Source organism: Pseudomonas vranovensis (assembly GCF_040438935.1).
GTDB classification, from domain to species: Bacteria; Pseudomonadota; Gammaproteobacteria; order Pseudomonadales; family Pseudomonadaceae; genus Aquipseudomonas; species Aquipseudomonas vranovensis.
The window spans coordinates 4,111,935-4,132,663 of sequence record NZ_CP159259.1 but is presented as its reverse complement, the minus strand read 5'-3'; the positions used below and the strand labels follow the sequence as shown (position 1 = coordinate 4,132,663).

Genomic DNA, 20,729 nt, shown 5'->3' with positions numbered 1-20,729 from the left:
GCCGGCCAGGGGATGTCACTACAATCCTGCGGTGTTTATCCGGGCCTGTTTGCGCGACACTGGGCACATCTGTTCTATGGAGTAAGTCATGACTGCCAGCGCTGAAAAGTTCACTCGCCAGACGTTGCTCGACGTCCAGCCGCTGACCCCCAGCCTGTTCAGCCTGCGTACCAGTCGCGATTCGGGGTTTCGCTTCCGGTCCGGCCAGTTCGCCCGCCTGGGTGTGACCAAAGCCGACGGCAGCGTGGTCTGGCGCGCCTATTCAATGGTTTCGGCGCCCCATGACGAGCATCTGGATTTCTTTTCCATCGTGGTACCGGGCGGTGAATTCACCAGCGAGCTGAGTCGACTGCGCGAGGGCGATAGCCTGCTGATCGATCGCCAGGCGTTCGGCTTCCTGACCCTGGATCGCTTTGTCGATGGTCGTGACCTGTGGTTGCTGGCCACCGGTACCGGCATTGCACCGTTCATGTCGATCCTGCAGGACTTCGAGGCGTGGGAGCGTTTCGAGTCGATCAAACTGGTGTACTCGGTGCGTGAAGCCAATGAGCTGGCCTACCTGGACCTGATCGCAGGCCTTGAGCAGCGCGACTACCTGGCCGAGTACGCGGGCAAGTTGCAGTTCATTCCGGTGGTCACCCGCGAGCAGCACCCGGGAGCCCTCAACGAACGCATCACGACCCTGATCGAGAACGGCGAGCTGGAGCGGGCGGCTGGGCTGGAACTGACACCGGAGCATTCGCGGGTGATGCTGTGTGGCAACCCACAGATGATCGACGACACGCGTCAGGCGCTCAAGCAGCGGGGTTTGAACTTGAGCTTGAGCCGCCGGCCGGGGCAAGTGGCGGTAGAAAACTACTGGTAGATCTGGCTTTGTGGGCGCTACCGCTACACCGCGAAGCGGGCGTCATACGGCTAGGGCGACTGCTATGCAGTCGATCGCAGCCTGGCGGCAGCGGCTACAAAAACGGCGCCCATTGGCGCCGTTTTTTTGTTCCGAATTCAGGGCTGCCGATTCTGTGTCTTGAGCAGGTCGCGGATCTCGGTGAGCAGTTCTTCTTCCTTGGTGGGGACCGGTGGCAGGCTGGGAGCCTCGGCTTCTTCACGTTTGAGACGGTTGATTGCCTTGACGCCCATGAAGATTGCGAACGCGACGATGATGAAGTCCAGCACGGTCTGGATGAACTTGCCGTACGCCAGCACCACGGCCGGGATGTCACCTTCGGCCGCCTTGAGGGTGATCGCCAGGTCACTGAAGTCCACGCCACCGATCAGCATACCGATTGGCGGCATCACCACATCGCCTACAAAGGATGAAACGATTTTGCCGAAGGCTGCGCCGATGATGATACCGACGGCCATGTCGACCACGTTGCCTTTGACCGCGAAGGCCTTGAATTCGTTGAGCACGCCCATGGTTTATTCCTTGTAACAGATGAGGTTGGTGAGCGAAGTGTAAATCAGCTAGGCGCTTCATGCTCCGCGCTGCTGCAACAGACTGCAGTTATATCCAATAGTTTTGTCGATTTCTGTGGCGATCCAGGTCACCCCGGTCGGCTATCATGGTCCCTTTTCCAGAGGACCGTCCCCATGGCCAAGGCCAAGCGCATGTACGGCTGCACTGAGTGCGGCGCCACCTTTCCCAAATGGGCCGGGCAATGTGGCGAATGCGGGGCCTGGAACACCCTGGTCGAGACCGTGCTGGAAAGCGGCGCAGCCGCGGCGCCCAGCGGTCGTACCGGCTGGGCCGGGCAGCAGGCGCAGATCAAGACCCTGGCCGAGGTCAGCATCGAGGAAATTCCGCGCTTCAGCACCGCCAGCGCCGAGCTCGACCGGGTGCTCGGCGGTGGCCTGGTGGACGGTTCGGTGGTATTGATCGGCGGTGACCCAGGCATCGGCAAGTCGACGATCCTGCTCCAGACCCTGTGTGCCATCGCCACGCGGATGCCGGCACTGTACGTCACCGGCGAGGAATCCCAGCAGCAGGTGGCCATGCGCGCACGGCGCCTGGGGCTGCCCCAGGACCAGTTGCGGGTCATGACTGAAACCTGCATTGAAACCATCATTGCCACGGCACGCGTGGAAAAGCCCAAGGTCATGGTGATCGACTCGATCCAGACCATCTTTACCGAGCAGCTGCAGTCGGCGCCGGGCGGGGTTTCCCAGGTGCGGGAAAGCGCGGCCTTGCTGGTGCGCTATGCCAAGCAGAGTGGCACGGCGATCTTCCTCGTCGGCCACGTGACCAAGGAAGGCGCGCTGGCTGGCCCACGAGTGCTGGAGCACATGGTCGACACCGTGCTGTATTTCGAGGGCGAATCCGATGGCCGCCTGCGGTTGCTGCGGGCGGTGAAAAACCGCTTCGGCGCGGTCAATGAACTGGGCGTGTTCGGCATGACCGACCGTGGCCTCAAGGAAGTTTCCAACCCTTCGGCGATCTTCCTCACTCGCGCCCAGGAGGAAGTCCCCGGCAGCGTGGTCATGGCCACCTGGGAAGGCACCCGACCGATGCTGGTAGAAGTCCAGGCGCTGGTCGACGACAGTCATTTGTCCAACCCCCGGCGCGTCACCCTTGGCCTGGACCAGAATCGCCTGGCCATGCTGCTGGCGGTATTGCACCGCCACGGCGGCATTCCGACCCATGACCAGGATGTGTTCCTCAACGTGGTGGGCGGGGTCAAGGTGCTGGAGACCGCCTCGGACCTGGCGTTGATGGCGGCGATCATGTCCAGCTTGCGCAACCGTCCGTTGGACAACGGCCTGCTGGTGTTTGGAGAGGTGGGCTTGTCTGGCGAGGTGCGCCCGGTGCCCAGTGGCCAGGAACGCTTGAAAGAAGCGGCCAAGCACGGCTTCAAGCGGGCCATCGTGCCCAAGGGCAACGCTCCCAAGGAGGCCCCGGCCGGTCTTCAGGTGATTGCCGTGACCCGACTAGAGCAGGCCCTCGACGCGCTGTTTGAATAGTCGCTTGTATCGCATGAACAAAAAGGGCCGGTGATGCGCACCGGCCCAGCTTCAACGGCCTTGGGAAAGATCAGTGTTCCGAGATGGCCTCTCGGCGCACAGGTGGCTCCCCGTGCTCTCCTTCACCCATCACAGGCACTTCCTTGCCTTCGGCATTGAACAGCTTGCCATCCTCGAAGTAGTCACCATCGCGCAGGGCGGAGATGTCCGAGTAATGAATGGTGCGTTCGTAGGCAGCGGCGAACACCGATTGCTGATCCGAGTTGCCGGCCGTGAAGTGGTTGAACACCAGGTTCAGGACAATGGCCATGATGGCTGCCGAGCTGATACCGGAGTGGAAGATGGTCTCGAACCAGTTGGGGAACTGCGCGTAGAAGTTCGGTGCGGCGATCGGGATCATGCCGAAACCCAGGGAGGCGGCGACGATGATCAGGTTGACGTTGTTCTTGTAGCTGACCTTGGACAAGGTACGGATACCACTGGCAGCCACGGTGCCGAACAGGACGATACCGGCACCACCGAGTACCGAAGTGGGTACCGCGGCAATCACCCGGCCCATGATCGGCAGCAGGCCGAGCACCACCAGGATCACACCCCCGGTGGCGACCACGTAGCGGCTCTTGACCCCGGTCACGGCGACCAGGCCGACGTTCTGGGCGAAGGCGCTCTGGGTGAAGGAGCCGAAGATCGGAGCCAGGATGCTGGACGCCATGTCGGCACGCAGGCCGTTGCCCAGGCGCTTGGAGTCGACCTTGGTGTCGATGATTTCACCAACGGCGAGAATGTCGGCCGAGGTTTCCACCAGGGTGACCATGATCACGATGCACATCGACAGGATCGCGGCGATGTGGAAGGTCGGCATGCCGAAGTGGAATGGGGTCGGGAAGGCTACCAGCGGGCCTTCGAGCACCTTGCTGAAGTCCGCCATGCCCAGCGACCAGGCGATCAGGGTACCGATGACCATGGCCAGCAGGATCGACAGGCGCGAGATGGTCGCACTACCCAGTTTGCTCAGCACCAGGACGATGACGAAGGTCAGCGCCGCCAGGCCGATGTTGGCCATGCTGCCGAAGTCCGGAGCGTTGCTGTTGCCACCCATCACCCAGCGTGCGGCGACGGGCATCAGGGTCAGGCCGATGGTGGTGATGACGATACCGGTCACCAGCGGTGGGAAGTACTTGGTGATTCGTGAGAACACCGGCGTGATCAAAAACCCGAGGAAGGATGCTGCCATCACCGCACCCAGTACGCCGGGCAGGCCGCCACCGCCTTCACTGCTGAGAATCGCACCCATGGTCGCCACACCGGCGAACGAGACCCCTTGCACCAGCGGTAGCTGACAACCGAAGAAAGGCAGGCCGAGGGTTTGCAACAGGGTTGCCAGACCACCGGCAAACAGCGATGCGGCGATCAGCAGGCCGATTTCCGCCGGTGTCAGGCCTGCGGCCTGTCCGAGGATCAGGGGTACGGCAACGATGCCGCCATACATGGTCAGAACGTGTTGCAGGCCGTACGCCAGGTTTGCACCTAGGCCCAAGTTTTCGTCTTCGGGACGTGGGGCTGAAGACGTGCTAGGGGAGGACGTATTCATGGGGCAGGGTCTCTGTGTTTTATTTTTGTGGGGCTACTGTAGACATTTCCTACATCCGAAAGCCAGCCTAATTGTATACAATTTTTAGATTGGCGTAGGAACAGTAAGGCTATCCGTTTGGGTCCATTACTGAATGCAGGTATCGTTCCAACGCCCGCACGCAAGCTTCGCAAGGTTGCGTGAAAGGTGACATTCGGTGGAAAAAAGCTGTCCAGGTGGACAGAAAAACAAAGAAACCTGCCAGGAGGGAAAGTAAGTAGCAGGCTAATAGATTCTAAACTTCGATCAATTCTCGCAGTTCACGCATCATTTCGGTGCTGTCGGCCAGGTTCAATTCCACCAGACGGTGCAAGTGGGTCATCGAATCTATGTCGATGTGCAGGCAGATGAAACCGAGCTGATCCGACTCTTCATGGCGCAGTTCAACCTGCATGCGCACCTTTTCCAGGTCGCCCAGATGAACAATGGCCTCGAAATCCTGGGTCAGGTCGGCATCCCAGGGCTCGGGGCGCTCAACCAGCATGCCCTTGAGCGAAAGGTCGATCAGGGTCACGGGCCAGCAGCGCTCGCCCTGGCACAATTCGGTGGGCGCATCGAAGGCCACACGCTGGAAACGTCGACGTTCTTGGTGGTCGCTCATGATCAGGCACTCCGGGGTTCTTCCTGACTATAGCTCAGGCCTTGCCAAGGCCTGTGCATGGGCGCATAACAACAGCTTCCCGTACCGCGTTGAGGGCTCTAGACCAACGTGGGGGCTGGCCTTTCCTGCCAGTATCGCTAGACTCCAATGGCTGTCTTTTATCCACCAGTGGAAGCAAACCATGAACAACAATAATAGCCTGCTACGCCACATTCCGTGGCTGGCGCTGGCAGTCATAGGAGCCTGTGCGCTGGGTGTGGTCGCCCTGCGCCGTGGCGAGGCCATCAACGCCTTGTGGATCGTGGTTGCGTCGGTCGCCATCTACCTGGTCGCCTATCGCTACTACAGCCTGTTCATCGCCACCAAGGTGATGCAGCTGGACCCGCGTCGGGCCACCCCGGCGGTGCTCAACAACGATGGTCTGGACTATGTCCCGACCAACAAGCACATTCTTTTCGGTCACCACTTTGCCGCCATCGCTGGCGCCGGCCCCCTGGTCGGTCCGGTCCTGGCTGCGCAAATGGGCTACCTGCCCGGCACGCTCTGGCTGATTGCCGGCGTGGTGCTGGCCGGTGCGGTACAGGATTTCATGATCCTGTTCCTCTCCACCCGCCGCAACGGTCGCTCCCTGGGTGACATGGTGCGTGAGGAAATGGGCCGTATCCCGGGCACCATCGCCCTGTTCGGCTGCTTCCTGATCATGATCATCATCCTCGCGGTGCTGGCGCTGATCGTGGTCAAGGCCCTGGCCGAGAGCCCGTGGGGCATGTTCACGGTCATGGCGACCATCCCGATCGCGATGTTCATGGGCATTTATATGCGCTACATCCGCCCGGGCCGGATCGGTGAGATCTCGATCATGGGCGTGGTGCTGCTGTTGCTGTCGATCTGGCTGGGGGGCCAGGTTGCCGCCGATCCGGTCTGGGGCCCGGCATTCACCTTCACCGGTGTGCAGATTACCTGGATGCTGGTGGGCTACGGCTTTGTTGCCGCTGTACTGCCGGTATGGCTGGTACTGGCGCCGCGCGACTACCTGTCGACCTTCCTCAAGATCGGCACCATCGTCGGCCTGGCCATCGGTATCCTGATCATCGCACCCGAGCTGAAAATGCCGGCGCTGACTCAGTTCACCGACGGCACCGGACCGGTCTGGAAGGGCACCCTGTTCCCGTTCCTGTTCATCACCATTGCCTGCGGCGCGGTGTCGGGCTTCCACGCGCTGATCTCCTCGGGCACCACGCCCAAGCTGCTGGATAACGAAACCAACGCCCGCTACATCGGTTACGGCGGCATGCTGATGGAGTCGTTCGTTGCCATCATGGCCATGGTTGCCGCGTCGGTGATCGAGCCAGGCGTGTACTTCGCCATGAACAGCCCGGCTGCGGTCGTCGGTTCCGATGTGGTCACAGTGGCCCAGACGGTCAGCAGTTGGGGCTTCGCCATCACCCCGGACGCCCTTGAGGCGGTCGCCAGGGACATCGGCGAGCACACCATCCTGGCCCGTGCCGGTGGTGCACCGACCCTGGCGGTGGGTATCGCGCAGATCCTGCACCAGGTGCTGCCGGGTGAAAACACCATGGCGTTCTGGTACCACTTCGCGATCCTGTTCGAGGCGTTGTTCATTCTTACCGCCGTGGACGCCGGTACCCGTGCCGGGCGCTTCATGCTCCAGGACCTGCTGGGCAGCTTCGTCCCAGCCCTCAAGCGTACCGAGTCGTGGGGGGCCAACCTGCTCGCTACCGCAGGTTGCGTGACCCTCTGGGGCTACCTGCTGTACCAGGGCGTGATCGACCCGCTGGGGGGTATCAACACCTTGTGGCCGCTGTTCGGTATTTCCAACCAGATGCTGGCCGGTATCGCGTTGATGCTAGGTACCGTGGTCCTGATCAAGATGAAGCGCCAGCGCTACATGTGGGTCACCCTGCTGCCGGCGGTATGGCTGCTGATCTGCACCACCACGGCGGGCTTCATCAAGCTGTTCGACCCGAACCCGGCCGTCGGCTTCCTGGCCCTGGCCAACAAGTACAGCACCGCGCTCGACGCCGGTCAGGTTCTGGCTCCGGCCAAGGACATCGGCCAGATGCAGCACGTGATCTTCAACGCGTACACCAACGCAGCCCTGACCGGCCTGTTCCTGCTCGTGGTCTTCAGCATTCTGTTCTTTGCCCTCAAGGTCGGCATCGCCGCCCTGAACAAAAAAGAGCGGACTGACAAAGAGTCCCCGTTCCAGGCCCTGCCGGATGCGTAACCTTCGAGGAATGCAGTGATGTTCAACGATCTCGGTCGACTGGGTAAGTACCTGGGGCAGGCAGCCCGCCTGATGGTCGGTATGCCCGACTACGACAACTACGTCGAGCATATGCAGACCAAGCACCCGGACAAGCCGGTGATGAGCTACGAGGCGTTCTTCCGCGAGCGCCAGGAAGCCCGTTACGGCGGCAAGGGTGGGCCCAAGTGCTGTTGAACCACAGCCACTGACGGCGCTACACCCTGTGGGAGCCCGGCTTGCCGGGCTCCCACAGTCATTTTCAGTTCAGGAGATTTTCCGTTTGCACGCGCCCATACCCGTAACAGTACTCAGCGGTTTTCTGGGGGCCGGCAAGACCACCTTGCTGCGCCATCTGCTCAAGGCCGAGCACGGCCTGAAGATCGCCGTGATCGAGAACGAATTCAGTGACGCCGGTATCGATACCCAGTTGCTGGGCGACGAGCCGGTGCAGGTGATGACCCTGGCCAACGGTTGCGTGTGCTGCAGCATCCACAGCGACTTGACCAAGGCGCTGGTGCTGCTGCTCGAACGCCTGGACAGCGGCGAGATCGCCTTCGACCGCCTGGTGATCGAATGCACCGGCCTGGCCGACCCTGCGCCTGTGGCGCAAACCTTCTTCATCGACGAGGAACTGCGTGATCGCTACATCCTCGACGGCATCATTACCCTGGTCGATGCCGCCCACGCCGAGCAGCACCTGGCCCAGGCCATCGCCCAGGCGCAGGTGGGGTTCGCCGACCGCCTGCTGGTGAGCAAGACCGACCTGGTCGATGCCGACAGCTTCCAGGCATTGAGCGAGCGCCTCGGGCGGATCAACCGCCGGGCACCGATCCGGGTGGTCGAGCACGGTCGCATTGATCTGGCCGAACTGTTGGACGTGCGCGGTTTCAACCTCAACGCGGACCTGGGCGGTGGCTTGAGCTTGCGTCCGGTTTCGCAGCCTGCGACCCCGGATCGTATCTCCAGCCTGGTGCTGCGCACCGAGACGCCGCTGGACATCGACCAGCTCAGCAACTTCATGAACCAGTTGCTGGAAGACCATGGCAAGCAACTGCTGCGCTACAAGGGCGTACTCAACATTGCTGGCGAGGACCGTCGCCTGGTGTTCCAGGGTGTGCTCAAGCTCTATGGCTTTGACTGGGATACCGAGTGGGCAGAAGGGGAAGCGCGCGAGAGCGTGATGGTATTTATTGCCGACGAGCTGCCGGAAGAAAAGATCCGCGCGGGGTTCGAGGCATTGACCCTGTAGGAGCGGCGGGGCGACGTCTTGGCTTGCCCCGCGACAGCGATAGTGGCCGTACCATCGGTTCGCGGGGCAAGCCCGCTCCTACAGAAGGCACAAAAAAGCCCGGCTATTGAGCCGGGCTTTTTCACATCAGGCCTGCAATCAGTTGCCGTAGACCGGCAGCTTGGCGCAGATGGCCTTGACCTTCTCACGAACGGCATCGATCACCGCTTCGTTGTTCAGGTCGGCCAGGATGTCGCAGATCCAGCCAGCCAGTTCCTTGCACTCTGCTTCCTTGAAGCCGCGAGTGGTCACTGCCGGGGTGCCGAAGCGCAGGCCGGAGGTGACGAACGGGGAGCGAGGGTCGTTAGGCACCGAGTTCTTGTTGACGGTGATGAAGGCGCGACCCAGGGCGGCGTCGGCGTCTTTGCCGGAGATTTCCTGCTTGATCAGCGACAGCAGGAACAGGTGGTTCTGAGTACCACCGGACACCACGTCGAAACCGCGCTCGATGAACACGCCGGCCATGGCCTGGGCGTTCTTCACCACTTGCTGCTGGTAAGCCTTGAACTCAGGCTGCAGTGCTTCCTTGAAGCAGATGGCCTTGGCGGCAATCACGTGCTCCAGCGGGCCGCCCTGGGCGCCTGGGAAAACGGCGGAGTTCAGCTTCTTCTCGATGTCGGCGTTGGCGCGCGCCAGGATCAGGCCACCACGTGGACCGCGCAGGGTCTTGTGGGTGGTGGTGGTGACCACATCGGCGAATGGCACCGGGTTCGGGTACACGCCTGCAGCGACCAGACCGGCAACGTGGGCCATGTCGACGAACAGGTAGGCACCGACCTTGTCGGCGATTGCGCGGAAGCGCGGGAAGTCCAGGATCTGCGAGTAGGCAGAGAAACCGGCAACGATCATCTTTGGCTTGTGCTCGACAGCCAGGCGCTCGACTTCGTCGTAGTCGATCAGGCCGTTGGCATCGATACCGTACTGGACAGCGTTGTACAGTTTGCCCGAGGAGCTGACGTTGGCACCGTGGGTCAGGTGACCACCGTGAGCCAGGCTCATGCCCAGGATGGTGTCACCGGCCGACAGCAGGGCCAGGTAGACAGCGGCGTTGGCCTGGGAACCGGCGTGTGGCTGGACGTTGGCGTAGTCGGCGCCGAACAGTTCCTTGGCACGGTCGATGGCCAGTTGCTCGACCACGTCGACGTATTCGCAACCGCCGTAGTAGCGCTTGCCTGGGTAACCTTCGGCGTACTTGTTGGTCAGCACCGAGCCCTGGGCTTCCATGACAGCCGGGCTGGTGTAGTTTTCCGAAGCGATCAGCTCGATGTGCTCTTCCTGGCGCTGAGCTTCTTGCTCCATGGCGGCAAAGAGATCGGCGTCGTACTTGGCAATGGTCAAATCACGGCTGAACATGGCGGTCCTCAAGGATCGTGCTGAAATAGGCGGGCATTCTACCCCATCAGAAATTGTCTGGCATATGAAAGGGCATCATGTCGCAGACAAATGGGGCTCATGAGCGACAAGCTGCAAACTTCAAGCGGCAAGAGGGGCGTAAATTGTTGAGCGCCCCGGTGCTGTCGCCAGCAGTTGCTACTCGAACATGAAGAGCGTTTCGTTGCTGAACTGCGCCTCGAACTGGTTGGCCGGCATGGGCCTGCCGAACAGGTAACCCTGCACTTCGTCGCAGTCGTGCTCACGCAGGAATTCAAGCTGTTCATGGGTTTCCACGCCCTCGGCGATCACCGCCAGGTTCAGGCTGTGAGCCATGGCGATGATGGCCCGGGCGATCTGAGCGTCCTGTTCGCCTTCGGGCAGGCCGTCGACGAAGGTGCGGTCGATCTTCAGTACGTCGATGGGGAACTGCTTGAGGTAGTTGAGCGACGAGTAGCCAGTGCCGAAGTCGTCGACCGCGATGCTCAGGCCGAGGTTCTTGAGGCTGTCGAGAATTACCATCGCCTCGTTCACCTCGCGCATCAGGATGCTCTCGGTCAGCTCCAGCTCCAGGCACGCCGGCGGCAGGCCGGTGTCTTTGAGGATGGTGGCGATCCGCGTGCCCAACTGGCCATCGGAGAATTGCCTGGCGGAAATGTTCACCGACACCTTGGGCACCCGCACCTTGTCCTGGTGCCAGGCCTTGAGCTGGCGGCAGGCCTCCTTGATGACCCAGTCGCCGACATCCACCACCAGGCCCAACTCTTCGATGACCGGGATGAAGTCACCCGGCGGCACCAGCCCGCGCCGCGGGTGGCGCCAGCGCAGCAAGGCCTCGGCACCGGTCAGGCGCTTGCCGTCGCCGCTGAACTGCGGTTGGTAATAGAGGATGAACTCGTTCTGCTCCAGCGCGTGGCGCAGGTCACTTTCCAGTTCCAGGCGCTCCAGTGCGCTGGCGTTCATGTCGGCCTGGTAGAACTGGAAGTTGTTCTTGCCGCGTTCCTTGGCGTGGTACATGGCCGTGTCGGCGTTTTTCATCAGTTGGCTGAGTTCGCTGCCGTCCTGCGGGCTCAGGGCGATGCCGATACTGGCCGTCACGAAGAACTCGCGGTTTTCCAGCACGAACGGTCGCACCAGGCTGGCGAGAATTTGCTCGGCTACATGGATGGCGCGATTGAGTGCCATCTCGCGGGAGGACCGTGGTTGCAGCAGCAGGGTGAATTCGTCACCGCCCATGCGTGCCACGGTGTCGTCATTGTCGACGCAGTCGAGCAGGCGCTCGGCCATGTCCTTGAGCATACGATCACCGGCGGCATGGCCGAGGGAGTCGTTGATCGGCTTGAAGCGGTCCAGGTCCAGGAACATCAGCACCACCCAGGCCTTTTGCCGCTCGGCCTGTTGCAGGGCCGTGTGCAGGCGGTCCTGGAACAGGGTGCGGTTGGGCAGGTGGGTCAGGGCGTCGTAGTAGGCCAGGCGGTGGATGCGCTGTTCGCTGGCCTTGCGCTCGCTGATGTCGGTAAAGAAGCACACATAGCTGGCCAGGTCGCCTTCATCGTCGAGCACGGCAGTGATGCCGACCCAGGCCGGGTAGTGCTCGCCGCTACGGCGCTTGAGCCACACTTCGCCTTCCCAGGTGCCGCGCTGGTTGAGTTGCTTGAGCACGTAGCGCAGGTGCGCTTCCTGGTGCTCATCGACGGTCAACATGCCGGGCAACTGGTCGAGCACATCGGCCACGGCATGGCCGCTGACCCGGCTGAACGCCTCGTTGGCCTGGACAATATAGCCGGCCGGATCGGTGATCAGGATCGCCGAAGTCGAGTGCTCGAACACCGTGGCCGCCATGCGCAGGTCTTTTTCGGCGCGGCGTTGCTGGCTGATATCGCGGCCGACGCCGAGGATGCCCTCGAAGCGTTCCTGGTCGTCCCACACCAGCACCAGGCGCAGTTCGATCGGGATCTTGCGGCCATCGGCGCGCAGGCAGTCGAACAGGAACAGTTGGGTCGGTAACTGGGTGCGCAACTGTTCGAGCTGCGCGGGGTCGCCCAGGGCGCGGTTGACCCGTTCGACCAGGCTGTAGATGCCGGTCAATTGTGCGGGGTTGGCGATGGTCGACTGCCAGCCGTTGTCGAAGATCCACTGTACGTCGTAGCCGAGTACGGCGTGTACCGACGGGCTGACATAGTTGAGCTGCAGCTGGTTGTCGGTAGAGAAGATCACGTCGCTGATGCTTTCGGCCAGCATGCGGTAGCGCTGCTCGCTGTCGCGCAGGGATTCGCTGGCTTCGATCTGGTCGGTGACGTCCTTGCCCACGCCGATGATGCGGGTCACCTGGCCCGCGCTGTTGCGGGTCAGGGCCTGTTCGCGGATATCGAAGCGCCGCCAGCTGTTGTCGTGATGACGGAAGCGCAACTGGCAGTGCAGTTGCTGGACGTAGCCGGATTCTCGTTGTTGCTGGCGCATCTTCAGGTACAACTGGGCATCATCGGCGTGCAGCAAGCGCTCCCAGAACTGCTCGCCCAGCTGAGCCAGCTCGGCACGGTTGTAGCCCAGGGTCTGGCCCAGGTTGCGGTTGCTGAAGATCATCCGCTGGCTGCTTACATCCTGCACATAGAGTTGGTCAGGTACGGTACGCACCACGTCCGACCAGAAGCTTTCGCGCTCCAGCAACGACAGCTCGACCTGCTTGCGGCTGGTGATATCGCTGATGCTGAGGATCACCGCTTGGTAGTCGCGACGGTCCTCGGGGAAGCGCACCATCAACCACAAGTGCATCACCTGGCCATCGACCAGCGGCAGACGGACTTCCAGCTCCAGCTGCTGCTGGTTGTCCAGCACCGCTTCAAGCAGTTGCACACCGATACTCTCGACGCCGTTCCCGGTGCCTTCGATCAATCGATGCCAGGCGCCGTTGCTGCACTGCACGCCCAGCAGTTGCAGGGCGACCTGGTTCACTTCGGTGACTTTCAGCTCCTGCAGCAGCATTCGGCGCAGCGGCAGGTCGAAGCCCAGGCGTTGGGCAAGCGCCTGGCGGCTGGGCAGGCGGTGGCGCTCCAGCATCCCGGGCAGGCCGGAGAGATCGAGCACGCACAGGGCAACCCCGGTGCCTTCGAAGATGTCGTGATAGCGCCGACGGCTTTCCTGCAGCATGCGATGGCGCCGGCGCATGTTGATCAGCGCCAGCAGCGGGATCAGAGCGCAAAACAGGCCCAGTACACATTTGCCGATCAGTGCCGGCAGCAGTTGCTGGCGGGCAAGGCCCGCATCGAACAGGCCGCGCAGTTGCCAGGTACTGTTGTCGAGAAACGCCAGCATCACGCTTTGCAGCGGTTTGTCACTGCCGGGTGTTGGCGGGTGGCGGTTGATGATGTTGCCGGTGCGGCTGTTTTCCAGCAGCCACAATGGATGGTTGGGTCGGTCCAGGTGTGAGGTCAGATCGCTGTAGAAAGTTGAATCCAGGCGCAGCAGCCAGTACCCAGGCACATCGCCTTGTTGGTGAAGCAGCAAGTAGATGAGTTGGTTGTCTGGGGTGTTGCTGTAGTAATAAGGGCGGCCCTGGTTCAGTTGCCAGAGGGCCAGCAGGGCATCCCGGTCGGGTGTATCGCCAAGGCTGTCGGTCAGCACTGCGCCGCTTGCATCGATCCAGGCCAGGCTTTGCAGGGCGGGTAGCCGGGATTGCAACTGCGCGAGCGTTTCGGGCAGATGTTTGGCATCAATCGACGAGCGGTAAGGCTGTACCAGATTCAGGGCCTGCTGGGCCTTGAGCGACATGTTCAGGGACAGGTGATCGGCAAGCTCGGCACTGGCATTCAGGCTGTGCTGGTGCTGGTCGGCCTGGGTGTGGCGGTATTGGTCGACCAGTTGCCAGAGCAGCAGGCCAAGCAACAGGAATACCAGCAGGGCCAGGGCGCTCTTCAAGGAACCGCGCAATGGTGAGCCGGACGCGCTGGACGGTATGCGCAAGGATGTCGGCTGAGTGAGATTGGTCAAACGATGATCCTGCGGTATGGCTGGATGGCAGGTTTAGAGCTGCTGGGGGGCAAGCACCGCGGTCCTGGCGGCTACTCCGGTTTCGCACTATAAGCCCGACGCCCGAAGGGCGGTTAGCATGCCCGCAAACGTGGCAAAGTGCCAGCCCTGTTCGTCGGCGGTTTGCCCAACCTGGCGCATTACGGTAGCTTTGGCCCTTTCCTGGGGGCTGCGGCTCCCTTCATCTGTTTCGCGCTTATTTTTTCGTCTCTGACGCTAGGTTTTTCCATGGCTCAATACGTCTATACCATGCATCGGCTGGGCAAAGTTGTCCCGCCGAAGCGGGAAATCTTGAAGAACATCTCCCTGTCGTTTTTCCCAGGCGCCAAGATCGGCGTGCTTGGCCTGAACGGCTCGGGTAAATCCACCCTGCTCAAGATCATGGCCGGTGTCGACAAAGAGTTCGACGGCGAAGCCCGGCCGATGCCCGACCTGAACATCGGCTACTTGCCGCAGGAACCGCAACTGGACCCGACCAAGACCGTACGTGAAGTGGTCGAGGAAGCAGTCAGCGTGATCAAGGACGCCCAGGCGCGTCTGGACGAAGTCTACGCCGCCTACGCCGAGCCGGATGCCGACTTCGACAAGCTGGCCGCCGAACAGGCCAAGCTTGAAGCCATCCTGCAGGCCAGCGACGGCCACAACCTGGAGCGCCAGTTGGAAGTGGCGGCCGACGCCCTGCGCTTGCCGGCCTGGGACGCCAAGGTCGAGCACCTGTCCGGTGGTGAAAAGCGTCGTGTGGCCCTGTGCCGCCTGCTGCTGTCGGCTCCTGACATGCTACTGCTCGACGAACCGACCAACCACCTGGACGCCGACTCCGTCGCCTGGCTGGAACACTTCCTCCACGACTTCCCGGGTACTGTGGTCGCGATTACCCACGACCGTTACTTCCTGGACAACGTTGCCGGCTGGATCCTCGAACTCGACCGCGGCGCCGGTATTCCATACGAAGGCAACTACTCGGGCTGGCTTGAAGCCAAATCCGATCGTCTGGCCCAGGAATCCAAGCAGCAATCGGCTCATGAAAAGGCCATGAAGGAAGAACTGGAGTGGGTGCGCAAGGGCGCCAAGGCACGTCAGTCCAAGTCCAAGGCCCGTCTGCAACGCTTTGAAGAAATGCAGTCGCAGGAATTCCAGAAGCGCAGCGAAACCAACGAGATCTACATCCCGGCCGGTCCTCGCCTGGGTGACAAGGTTATCGAGTTCAAGAACGTCACCAAGGGCTATGGCGATCGCGTCCTGATCGACAACCTGTCGTTCAGCATGCCCAAAGGCGCCATTGTCGGTGTGATCGGTGGTAACGGTGCCGGTAAATCGACTCTGTTCCGCATGCTCATGGGCAAGGAGCAGCCAGACTCGGGCAGCATCGAAATCGGTGAAACCGTGCAACTGGCTTGCGTCGACCAGAGCCGCGAGGACCTGGACGGCAGCAAGACCGTGTTCCAGCAGATCTCCGATGGTTCCGACCAACTGCGCATCGGTACCTACGAGATTCCGTCGCGGACCTACGTGGGGCGCTTCAACTTCAAGGGTGGCGACCAGCAGAAGTTCGTCAAGGACCTCTCCGGTGGTGAGCGTGGCCGTCTGCACCTGGCCCTGACCCTCAAGGAAGGCGGCAACGTCCTGCTGCTCGACGAACCGTCCAACGACCTCGACGTTGAAACCCTGCGTTCGCTGGAGGAAGCCCTGCTGGACTTCCCGGGCGCCGCCATCGTGATCTCTCACGATCGCTGGTTCCTTGACCGTGTGGCCACCCACATCCTGGCGTACGAAGACGACTCGCAAGCCGTGTTCTTCGAAGGCAACTACACCGAGTACGAAGCCGATCGCAAGAAGCGTCTTGGCGAAGCTGCCGCCCAGCCGCATCGGGTACGGCACAAAAAACTGGCATAACCTTACCGGTTTGCACAAAAACGGGGCCTTCGGGCCCCGTTTCTGTTCGGGGGGAAAGCCCCTGTACGAGCGGGCTTGCCCGGCGACAAAACTGTATACACTTATACAAACGCACCATTTAATTTCATAAAAACGACATTTCGCCCTGTTGCGGTGCGAGTGGTTCTTGGTAAAGTTCTGAAAAAACTAATAAGTCCCACACTATCTGGTGAAATGTCTCATGTCTGAATCCGTCGAAGACTTCCTCGCTCGTCTAAAACAACGCGACCCAGCCCAGCCTGAATTCCACCAAGCCGTGGAAGAAGTGTTGCGCAGCCTCTGGCCCTTCCTTGAGGCCAACCCCCACTACCTGCAGGCCGGCATTCTCGAGCGTATGGTCGAGCCTGAGCGGGCGATCCTGTTCCGTGTCTCGTGGGTCGATGATGCGGGCAAGGTCCAGGTCAACCGCGGCTACCGTATCCAGATGAGCAGCGCCATCGGCCCGTACAAGGGCGGCCTGCGCTTCCACCCGTCGGTGAACCTGGGCGTGCTCAAGTTCCTGGCTTTCGAGCAGGTATTCAAGAACTCCCTCACCTCGCTGCCCATGGGCGGCGGCAAAGGCGGCTCGGACTTCGATCCGAAGGGCAAGAGCGACGCTGAAGTCATGCGTTTCTGCCAGGCCTTCATGAGCGAGCTGTATCGCCACATCGGCGCGGACCTCGACGTACCAGCCGGTGACATCGGTGTGGGCGCCCGCGAGATCGGCTTCATGTTCGGCCAGTACAAGCGCCTGGCCAACCAGTTCACCTCGGTACTGACCGGCAAGGGCATGACCTACGGCGGTAGCCTGATCCGCCCTGAAGCCACCGGCTACGGCTGCGTGTACTTCGCCGAAGAAATGCTCAAGCGCCAGGACCTGCGCATCGACGGTCGTCGCGTGGCGATCTCCGGTTCCGGCAACGTGGCCCAGTACGCTGCACGCAAGGTCATGGACCTGGGCGGCAAGGTGATCTCGCTGTCGGACTCCGAGGGCACCCTGTACTGCGAAGCCGGCATGACCGACGCGCAGTGGGATGCACTGATGGAGCTCAAGAACGTCAAGCGTGGCCGTATCAGCGAGCTGGCCGAGCGTTTCGGCCTGGAGTTCCGCAAGGGCCAGACGCCCTGGAGCCTGCCGTGCGATATCGCCCTGCCGTGCGCCACCCAGAACGAACTCAATGGCGAAGACGCCCGCACCCTGCTGCGCAATGGCTGCATCTGCGTGGCTGAAGGCGCCAACATGCCCACTACCCTCGACGCTGTGGATATCTTCATCGAGGCCGGCATCCTCTTCGCACCGGGCAAGGCATCGAACGCCGGCGGCGTTGCGGTCAGTGGCCTGGAGATGTCGCAGAACGCCATGCGCCTGCTGTGGACCGCCGGTGAGGTGGACAGCAAGCTGCACGCGATCATGCAGTCGATTCACCACGCCTGCGTACACTACGGTGAAGAGAACGGCCGCATCAACTACGTCAAGGGCGCCAACATCGCCGGCTTCGTCAAGGTTGCCGACGCCATGCTGGCCCAGGGCGTGGTCTAAGGCTCGGGTGTGATGGCGACGATCTCGATCTGCTGATCCCCTGCCGGTCGTCGCCACAACACTTCATCACCGGGGGCTGCACCCAGCAGCGCCCGGCCCAGTGGTGAACCCCAGTTGATCAGGCCATGGGCGGCATCGGCCTGGTCTTCACCGACCAACTGCACCTGGTGCTGCTGGGCGTGTTCATCGACGTAAGTCACCCGACTCCCTATCTGCACTTTGTCTTCAGCGGTTGCCTTGGGCACCACCTGAGCGCTCTGTACGCGAGCGTTGAAGTAGCGCAGGTCGCGCTCGGTATCGGCCAGGCGTTGTTTATCAGCGTGCTCGCCCTGGGCCTGCAGTTCGCTGCGCAGGGCCTTGAGTTCGCCGAGCCGTTGCTGCAGCTGGGCCAGGCCCCGGGCGGTGACATAGTTGGGTTGCTCACTGACGCGGCGCTCTACCGGCTGGTCGGCCTGGGTGGCAGCCTGGTCCTCGTTGACGAATGCTCGGCTCATGATTGCCTCCTTTCAGAGGAGACCATGCTGACAGGTTGGCGGTTTCATTGGCTGTCTGTTTGCGACCTACTGGCGTCGGCAGGCACGTGCGGCGTCGCGGTCTTTCTGATGACTAGCTGCTATCGATTGAAGTCGAACCGTGGTAGCCGCTGGCGCCAACCTGTGATCGGCCGCGCAGCGGCCGTGGGACTCAATAGTGATACCACTTCAATTCAAGCATCACCTCGTTCTGCGCCGTCGACAGCTGGCTGAATTCACGCTTGGCACTCAGGCGCAGCCCCAGGTTCTGTGACAGCTCCCATTGCTGGTTCAGGCTCAGGGTGCGGCGTACCTCGCCGTTGGTGAAGTAGTCACCCTTGGCTTCGAGCGTCATGTTCCCCAGCGGATTGCGCCACAGCAGGCCGGTGTTGAAACCGGCCGCCGGGGCGATGAACTGGGCGAAGTCGTTGTTGTGCTCCACCCGCACGGTGCCCAGGGCAAAGCCAAGCATGCCGTCGGCCAGTTGCCAGGTGCCGCCGGCGCCGCCATTGATGTGGCTGACCAGTACATCGTCCTCATGTTTGCCCAATACACGCTCAAGGCCCCCGGTGACTTGCCACGACCAGGGTTGCAGCAAGGTATTGCGTGGCGTCAGCGATCGGATCGTCGCCAGGTCCAGGCGCTGCACCTGCCAGTCGTTGTTCTCGTACTGGCGCAGCTTGAGCTGAAGGATCTCGATCTGTGCGCCCAGGGGAAAGCCATAGGCATTGTCGTTGAGGTCGTGGTAGGCCATGCGCAGGCCGTACTCGGCGAAGGCTCGGTCTTCTCGGGTGCCCACGCCGAGCTGCCAGGTGCGTGATTCGTGGCCGTCTTCAGGCAGGCCGGGGCGCGCGATGTCCAGCTCTGGCGCCGGATTGCGGTTGATTGCCCGCAGCAGCTCGAAGCTGCGTTTGGTGCGCGCCGGATCACGCTCCTGGCCGTTGGCGCGGTAGCGCTCCAGCCGGTACGCCGCGTCCTGGATCAACGCCTGGCGCTCGCGGGGCAGGGCGGTGAATTCGGCGCTCTGCAGTAGGCCGGTGTCGGCGCTGACCGCCAGCACTTGCTGTTGTTCATCGGCATCCAGCGGCTTGGCCCGCTCCAGCAGCTCTCGTTCGCGGGAGGGACGATAGTCGATTCGCTCCACCAGGCCCGACTGCTTGACAGCCTTGACGGTGTCGGTAGGGATCGCCGTCAGCGGGAACTGCGACGTGAGGTCCAGGCCCGGGCGTGCCACTTGCAGCAGTTCAAGCAGGCGGTAGGAACAGTTCTCGTCGAAGAAGAAGTAATCGAACTGGATCTGCTTGAGTTCCCAGATGTGCTCGACCATGCGCCCGGTTTCCTCGGGCGTCAGGTTCAGCCGGTATTCCCACAGGTCGCGGTTTTCCAGGCTGCGGTACTCGGAGAGCTTTTCCTGATAGGGCACCAGGGCGAACAGGCCGGGGTAGCCACCCATCAGGCCCTTCCAGGCATAGAGAATGCTGTTGTCGTTGCCTTCGATGTAGGCGCCGAAGTTGATCGCGTAGCTGAGCAGGGCCGTCTCGTTGCTCTGCACGTCGGCCTGGTCGATGCGCAGTAGGGTATGGCCGAACATCGAGGAGGGGCTGTTGAGGTAGGCGGCGGGGAAGATCATCACTGCGCTGTGCGGCGACACATCCTTGAACCACTGGGTGTACTCCTTGCATTCCGGCGCCGGCAGGTCATCGAGCTGGAGCTGCTCGCGCAGCCAGCGGGTGCGTGCCGGGAATACACACTGCGCATGCTTGTCGCCGCGGTTGGCCGGTGCGTAGAGCGCCTGCACCGTGGCGCGCAGTTCCTGGTCCGGATGGTGGGCGCCGTCCTCGGCCAGGAAGAAACGACGGTCGTCGACGTAGCTGCGCCAGCCGCCGAGCTTGGCGGTTTCGTAGTGGCCCAGGGCGATCCAGTAACGGTCTGCAGCCAGTTGCGCAAGGCGCGCGTCATCGAACGAAGGGGCAGCATGCAGCGGGGCGCAGGCACAGAGCGCCAGGTAGGCAAGGCGTTTGAGCATGTCGGGCAACTAAGTCTGAATGATGCCGATAGAGGCGGAAAACAACCCGCCCCGGTAAAGGGGCGGGTGGCCGAGCTTAAGCCTGGGTCGCGTATTTGGCCAGGCGTGGATCGCTTTTGAGAATGGCCAGCGTGTTGGTGTGGACATCTTCGGCGGTTACATCCGCGGTCTTGAAGATTTCCTGGAAGTGCTGGTGGGTGACTGCCGCGAAGTGGGCGCGGTCTTCCGGGGCGACACCGAGTACCACGGCATAGGTGGTCAGCGCTTCGCCCTGGCCCTTGGCCATGTCTTCGGAGAGCTCGTTCATCATGCCGTTCATGGCGAACCAGGATTTGCCGCCATAGGTCAGAGCAGCGTTGGTCGAGCAGCCGTTGGTGCCCGAGGTCATGCCGAAGGTGGCGTTGCCGGAAGTGCCGTTGGTGGTGGAAGCGAGGAAGTGGGCCGGTGTGCCGCGTTGGCCCTCGAACAGCATGTTACCCCAGCCGCAGTCCGGTCCGCCTGGCGCCTGGGCCATTGCATTGAGGGAAACCGCGGTGAACAAAGTACCCAGAAGAATCCGTTTCATAGCGTTGTTCTCGTTCTAGTCGTACATACCAA

General features: G+C 61.9%; 15 protein-coding genes. 7 read left to right on the top strand and 8 right to left on the bottom strand.

Annotated elements, in window-relative coordinates:
- Positions 1-88 precede the first annotated feature (88 nt).
- A complete protein-coding gene (locus ABVN19_RS19280; RefSeq protein WP_028944027.1) occupies positions 89-865 on the top strand; it encodes a ferredoxin--NADP reductase in 777 nt (258 codons plus the stop codon).
- 137 nt (positions 866-1,002) lie between these two features.
- Here the strand turns inward: ABVN19_RS19280 and mscL are convergent, their stop codons facing one another.
- The gene (gene mscL, locus ABVN19_RS19275; RefSeq protein ID WP_028944028.1) at positions 1,003-1,416 is read right to left on the bottom strand and encodes a large-conductance mechanosensitive channel protein MscL; all 414 of its coding nucleotides are present in this window, start codon (positions 1,414-1,416) and stop codon (positions 1,003-1,005) included.
- A 174-nt stretch (positions 1,417-1,590) separates the two neighbouring features.
- Here mscL and radA point away from each other — a divergent pair, with 174 nt between their 5' ends.
- Positions 1,591-2,958 carry a DNA repair protein RadA gene (gene radA, locus ABVN19_RS19270; RefSeq protein ID WP_028944029.1) on the top strand — a complete coding sequence of 456 codons (1,368 nt, stop codon included), beginning with the start codon at positions 1,591-1,593 and terminating at the stop codon, positions 2,956-2,958.
- A 70-nt stretch (positions 2,959-3,028) separates the two neighbouring features.
- Here radA and ABVN19_RS19265 read toward each other — a convergent pair whose 3' ends face one another.
- Together ABVN19_RS19265 and ABVN19_RS19260 are read right to left on the bottom strand one after the other, a co-directional pair.
- Positions 3,029-4,549 carry a nucleobase:cation symporter-2 family protein gene (locus ABVN19_RS19265; protein ID WP_036989856.1) on the bottom strand — a complete coding sequence of 507 codons (1,521 nt, stop codon included), beginning with the start codon at positions 4,547-4,549 and terminating at the stop codon, positions 3,029-3,031.
- 274 nt (positions 4,550-4,823) lie between these two features.
- The gene (locus ABVN19_RS19260) at positions 4,824-5,189 is read right to left on the bottom strand and encodes a PilZ domain-containing protein (RefSeq protein WP_028944031.1); all 366 of its coding nucleotides are present in this window, start codon (positions 5,187-5,189) and stop codon (positions 4,824-4,826) included.
- Positions 5,190-5,370: 181 nt separating this feature from the next.
- Here ABVN19_RS19260 and ABVN19_RS19255 point away from each other — a divergent pair, with 181 nt between their 5' ends.
- The 3 genes from ABVN19_RS19255 to yjiA all read left to right on the top strand — a co-directional run bounded on the left by ABVN19_RS19255 (position 5,371) and on the right by yjiA (position 8,707).
- A complete protein-coding gene (locus tag ABVN19_RS19255) occupies positions 5,371-7,437 on the top strand; it encodes a carbon starvation CstA family protein (RefSeq protein WP_028944032.1) in 2,067 nt (688 codons plus the stop codon).
- An 18-nt stretch (positions 7,438-7,455) separates the two neighbouring features.
- On the top strand, positions 7,456-7,653 hold the full coding sequence (locus ABVN19_RS19250; protein WP_028944033.1) for a YbdD/YjiX family protein: 198 nt from the start codon (positions 7,456-7,458) through the stop codon (positions 7,651-7,653).
- Between the two features lie 85 nt (positions 7,654-7,738).
- Positions 7,739-8,707 (top strand): GTPase, encoded by a 969-nt coding sequence (yjiA, locus tag ABVN19_RS19245; protein WP_105641666.1) that lies wholly within the window; start codon positions 7,739-7,741, stop codon positions 8,705-8,707.
- Positions 8,708-8,845: 138 nt separating this feature from the next.
- Here yjiA and glyA read toward each other — a convergent pair whose 3' ends face one another.
- Together glyA and ABVN19_RS19235 are read right to left on the bottom strand one after the other, a co-directional pair.
- Positions 8,846-10,099, bottom strand: a complete 1,254-nt coding sequence (glyA, locus tag ABVN19_RS19240; RefSeq protein WP_028944035.1) for a serine hydroxymethyltransferase — start codon at positions 10,097-10,099, stop codon at positions 8,846-8,848.
- 177 nt (positions 10,100-10,276) lie between these two features.
- On the bottom strand, positions 10,277-14,104 hold the full coding sequence (locus ABVN19_RS19235) for a bifunctional diguanylate cyclase/phosphodiesterase (protein WP_105641665.1): 3,828 nt from the start codon (positions 14,102-14,104) through the stop codon (positions 10,277-10,279).
- Between the two features lie 267 nt (positions 14,105-14,371).
- On the opposite strand from ABVN19_RS19235, the gene ettA reads away from it, so the two are divergent.
- Positions 14,372-16,036, top strand: coding sequence for an energy-dependent translational throttle protein EttA (gene ettA / locus ABVN19_RS19230; RefSeq protein ID WP_028944037.1), 1,665 nt, complete (start codon positions 14,372-14,374; stop codon positions 16,034-16,036).
- A gap of 220 nt (positions 16,037-16,256) precedes the next feature.
- Positions 16,257-17,594 (top strand): NADP-specific glutamate dehydrogenase, encoded by a 1,338-nt coding sequence (gene gdhA / locus ABVN19_RS19225; RefSeq protein WP_028944038.1) that lies wholly within the window; start codon positions 16,257-16,259, stop codon positions 17,592-17,594.
- Here gdhA and ABVN19_RS19220 read toward each other — a convergent pair.
- The 3 genes from ABVN19_RS19220 to ABVN19_RS19210 form a co-directional block, all read right to left on the bottom strand.
- Positions 17,591-18,088, bottom strand: a complete 498-nt coding sequence (locus ABVN19_RS19220) for a GreA/GreB family elongation factor (RefSeq protein ID WP_028944039.1) — start codon at positions 18,086-18,088, stop codon at positions 17,591-17,593. The two genes, gdhA and ABVN19_RS19220, sit on opposite strands and share 4 nt — an antisense overlap.
- A gap of 190 nt (positions 18,089-18,278) precedes the next feature.
- Positions 18,279-20,132, bottom strand: a complete 1,854-nt coding sequence (locus tag ABVN19_RS19215) for a DUF4105 domain-containing protein (protein WP_028944040.1) — start codon at positions 20,130-20,132, stop codon at positions 18,279-18,281.
- A 76-nt stretch (positions 20,133-20,208) separates the two neighbouring features.
- The gene (locus tag ABVN19_RS19210) at positions 20,209-20,697 is read right to left on the bottom strand and encodes a DUF3015 domain-containing protein (protein WP_028944041.1); all 489 of its coding nucleotides are present in this window, start codon (positions 20,695-20,697) and stop codon (positions 20,209-20,211) included.
- Between the last annotated feature and the right edge of the window lie 32 nt (positions 20,698-20,729).

Excerpts from the sequence above, each read along its gene's own strand:
- ABVN19_RS19250 (WP_028944033.1), top strand. The coding sequence starts at position 7,456 with ATGTTCAACGATCTCGGTCGACTGGGTAAGTACCTGGGGCAGGCAGCC.
- radA (WP_028944029.1), top strand. The coding sequence starts at position 1,591 with ATGGCCAAGGCCAAGCGCATGTACGGCTGCACTGAGTGCGGCGCCACC.
- ABVN19_RS19220 (WP_028944039.1), bottom strand. The coding sequence starts at position 18,088 with ATGAGCCGAGCATTCGTCAACGAGGACCAGGCTGCCACCCAGGCCGAC.
- ABVN19_RS19215 (WP_028944040.1), bottom strand. The coding sequence starts at position 20,132 with ATGCTCAAACGCCTTGCCTACCTGGCGCTCTGTGCCTGCGCCCCGCTG.
- ABVN19_RS19280 (WP_028944027.1), top strand. The coding sequence starts at position 89 with ATGACTGCCAGCGCTGAAAAGTTCACTCGCCAGACGTTGCTCGACGTC.
- ABVN19_RS19255 (WP_028944032.1), top strand. The coding sequence starts at position 5,371 with ATGAACAACAATAATAGCCTGCTACGCCACATTCCGTGGCTGGCGCTG.
- mscL (WP_028944028.1), bottom strand. The coding sequence starts at position 1,416 with ATGGGCGTGCTCAACGAATTCAAGGCCTTCGCGGTCAAAGGCAACGTG.
- ettA (WP_028944037.1), top strand. The coding sequence starts at position 14,372 with ATGGCTCAATACGTCTATACCATGCATCGGCTGGGCAAAGTTGTCCCG.
- ABVN19_RS19260 (WP_028944031.1), bottom strand. The coding sequence starts at position 5,189 with ATGAGCGACCACCAAGAACGTCGACGTTTCCAGCGTGTGGCCTTCGAT.
- glyA (WP_028944035.1), bottom strand. The coding sequence starts at position 10,099 with ATGTTCAGCCGTGATTTGACCATTGCCAAGTACGACGCCGATCTCTTT.
- gdhA (WP_028944038.1), top strand. The coding sequence starts at position 16,257 with ATGTCTGAATCCGTCGAAGACTTCCTCGCTCGTCTAAAACAACGCGAC.
- ABVN19_RS19210 (WP_028944041.1), bottom strand. The coding sequence starts at position 20,697 with ATGAAACGGATTCTTCTGGGTACTTTGTTCACCGCGGTTTCCCTCAAT.
- ABVN19_RS19265 (WP_036989856.1), bottom strand. The coding sequence starts at position 4,549 with ATGAATACGTCCTCCCCTAGCACGTCTTCAGCCCCACGTCCCGAAGAC.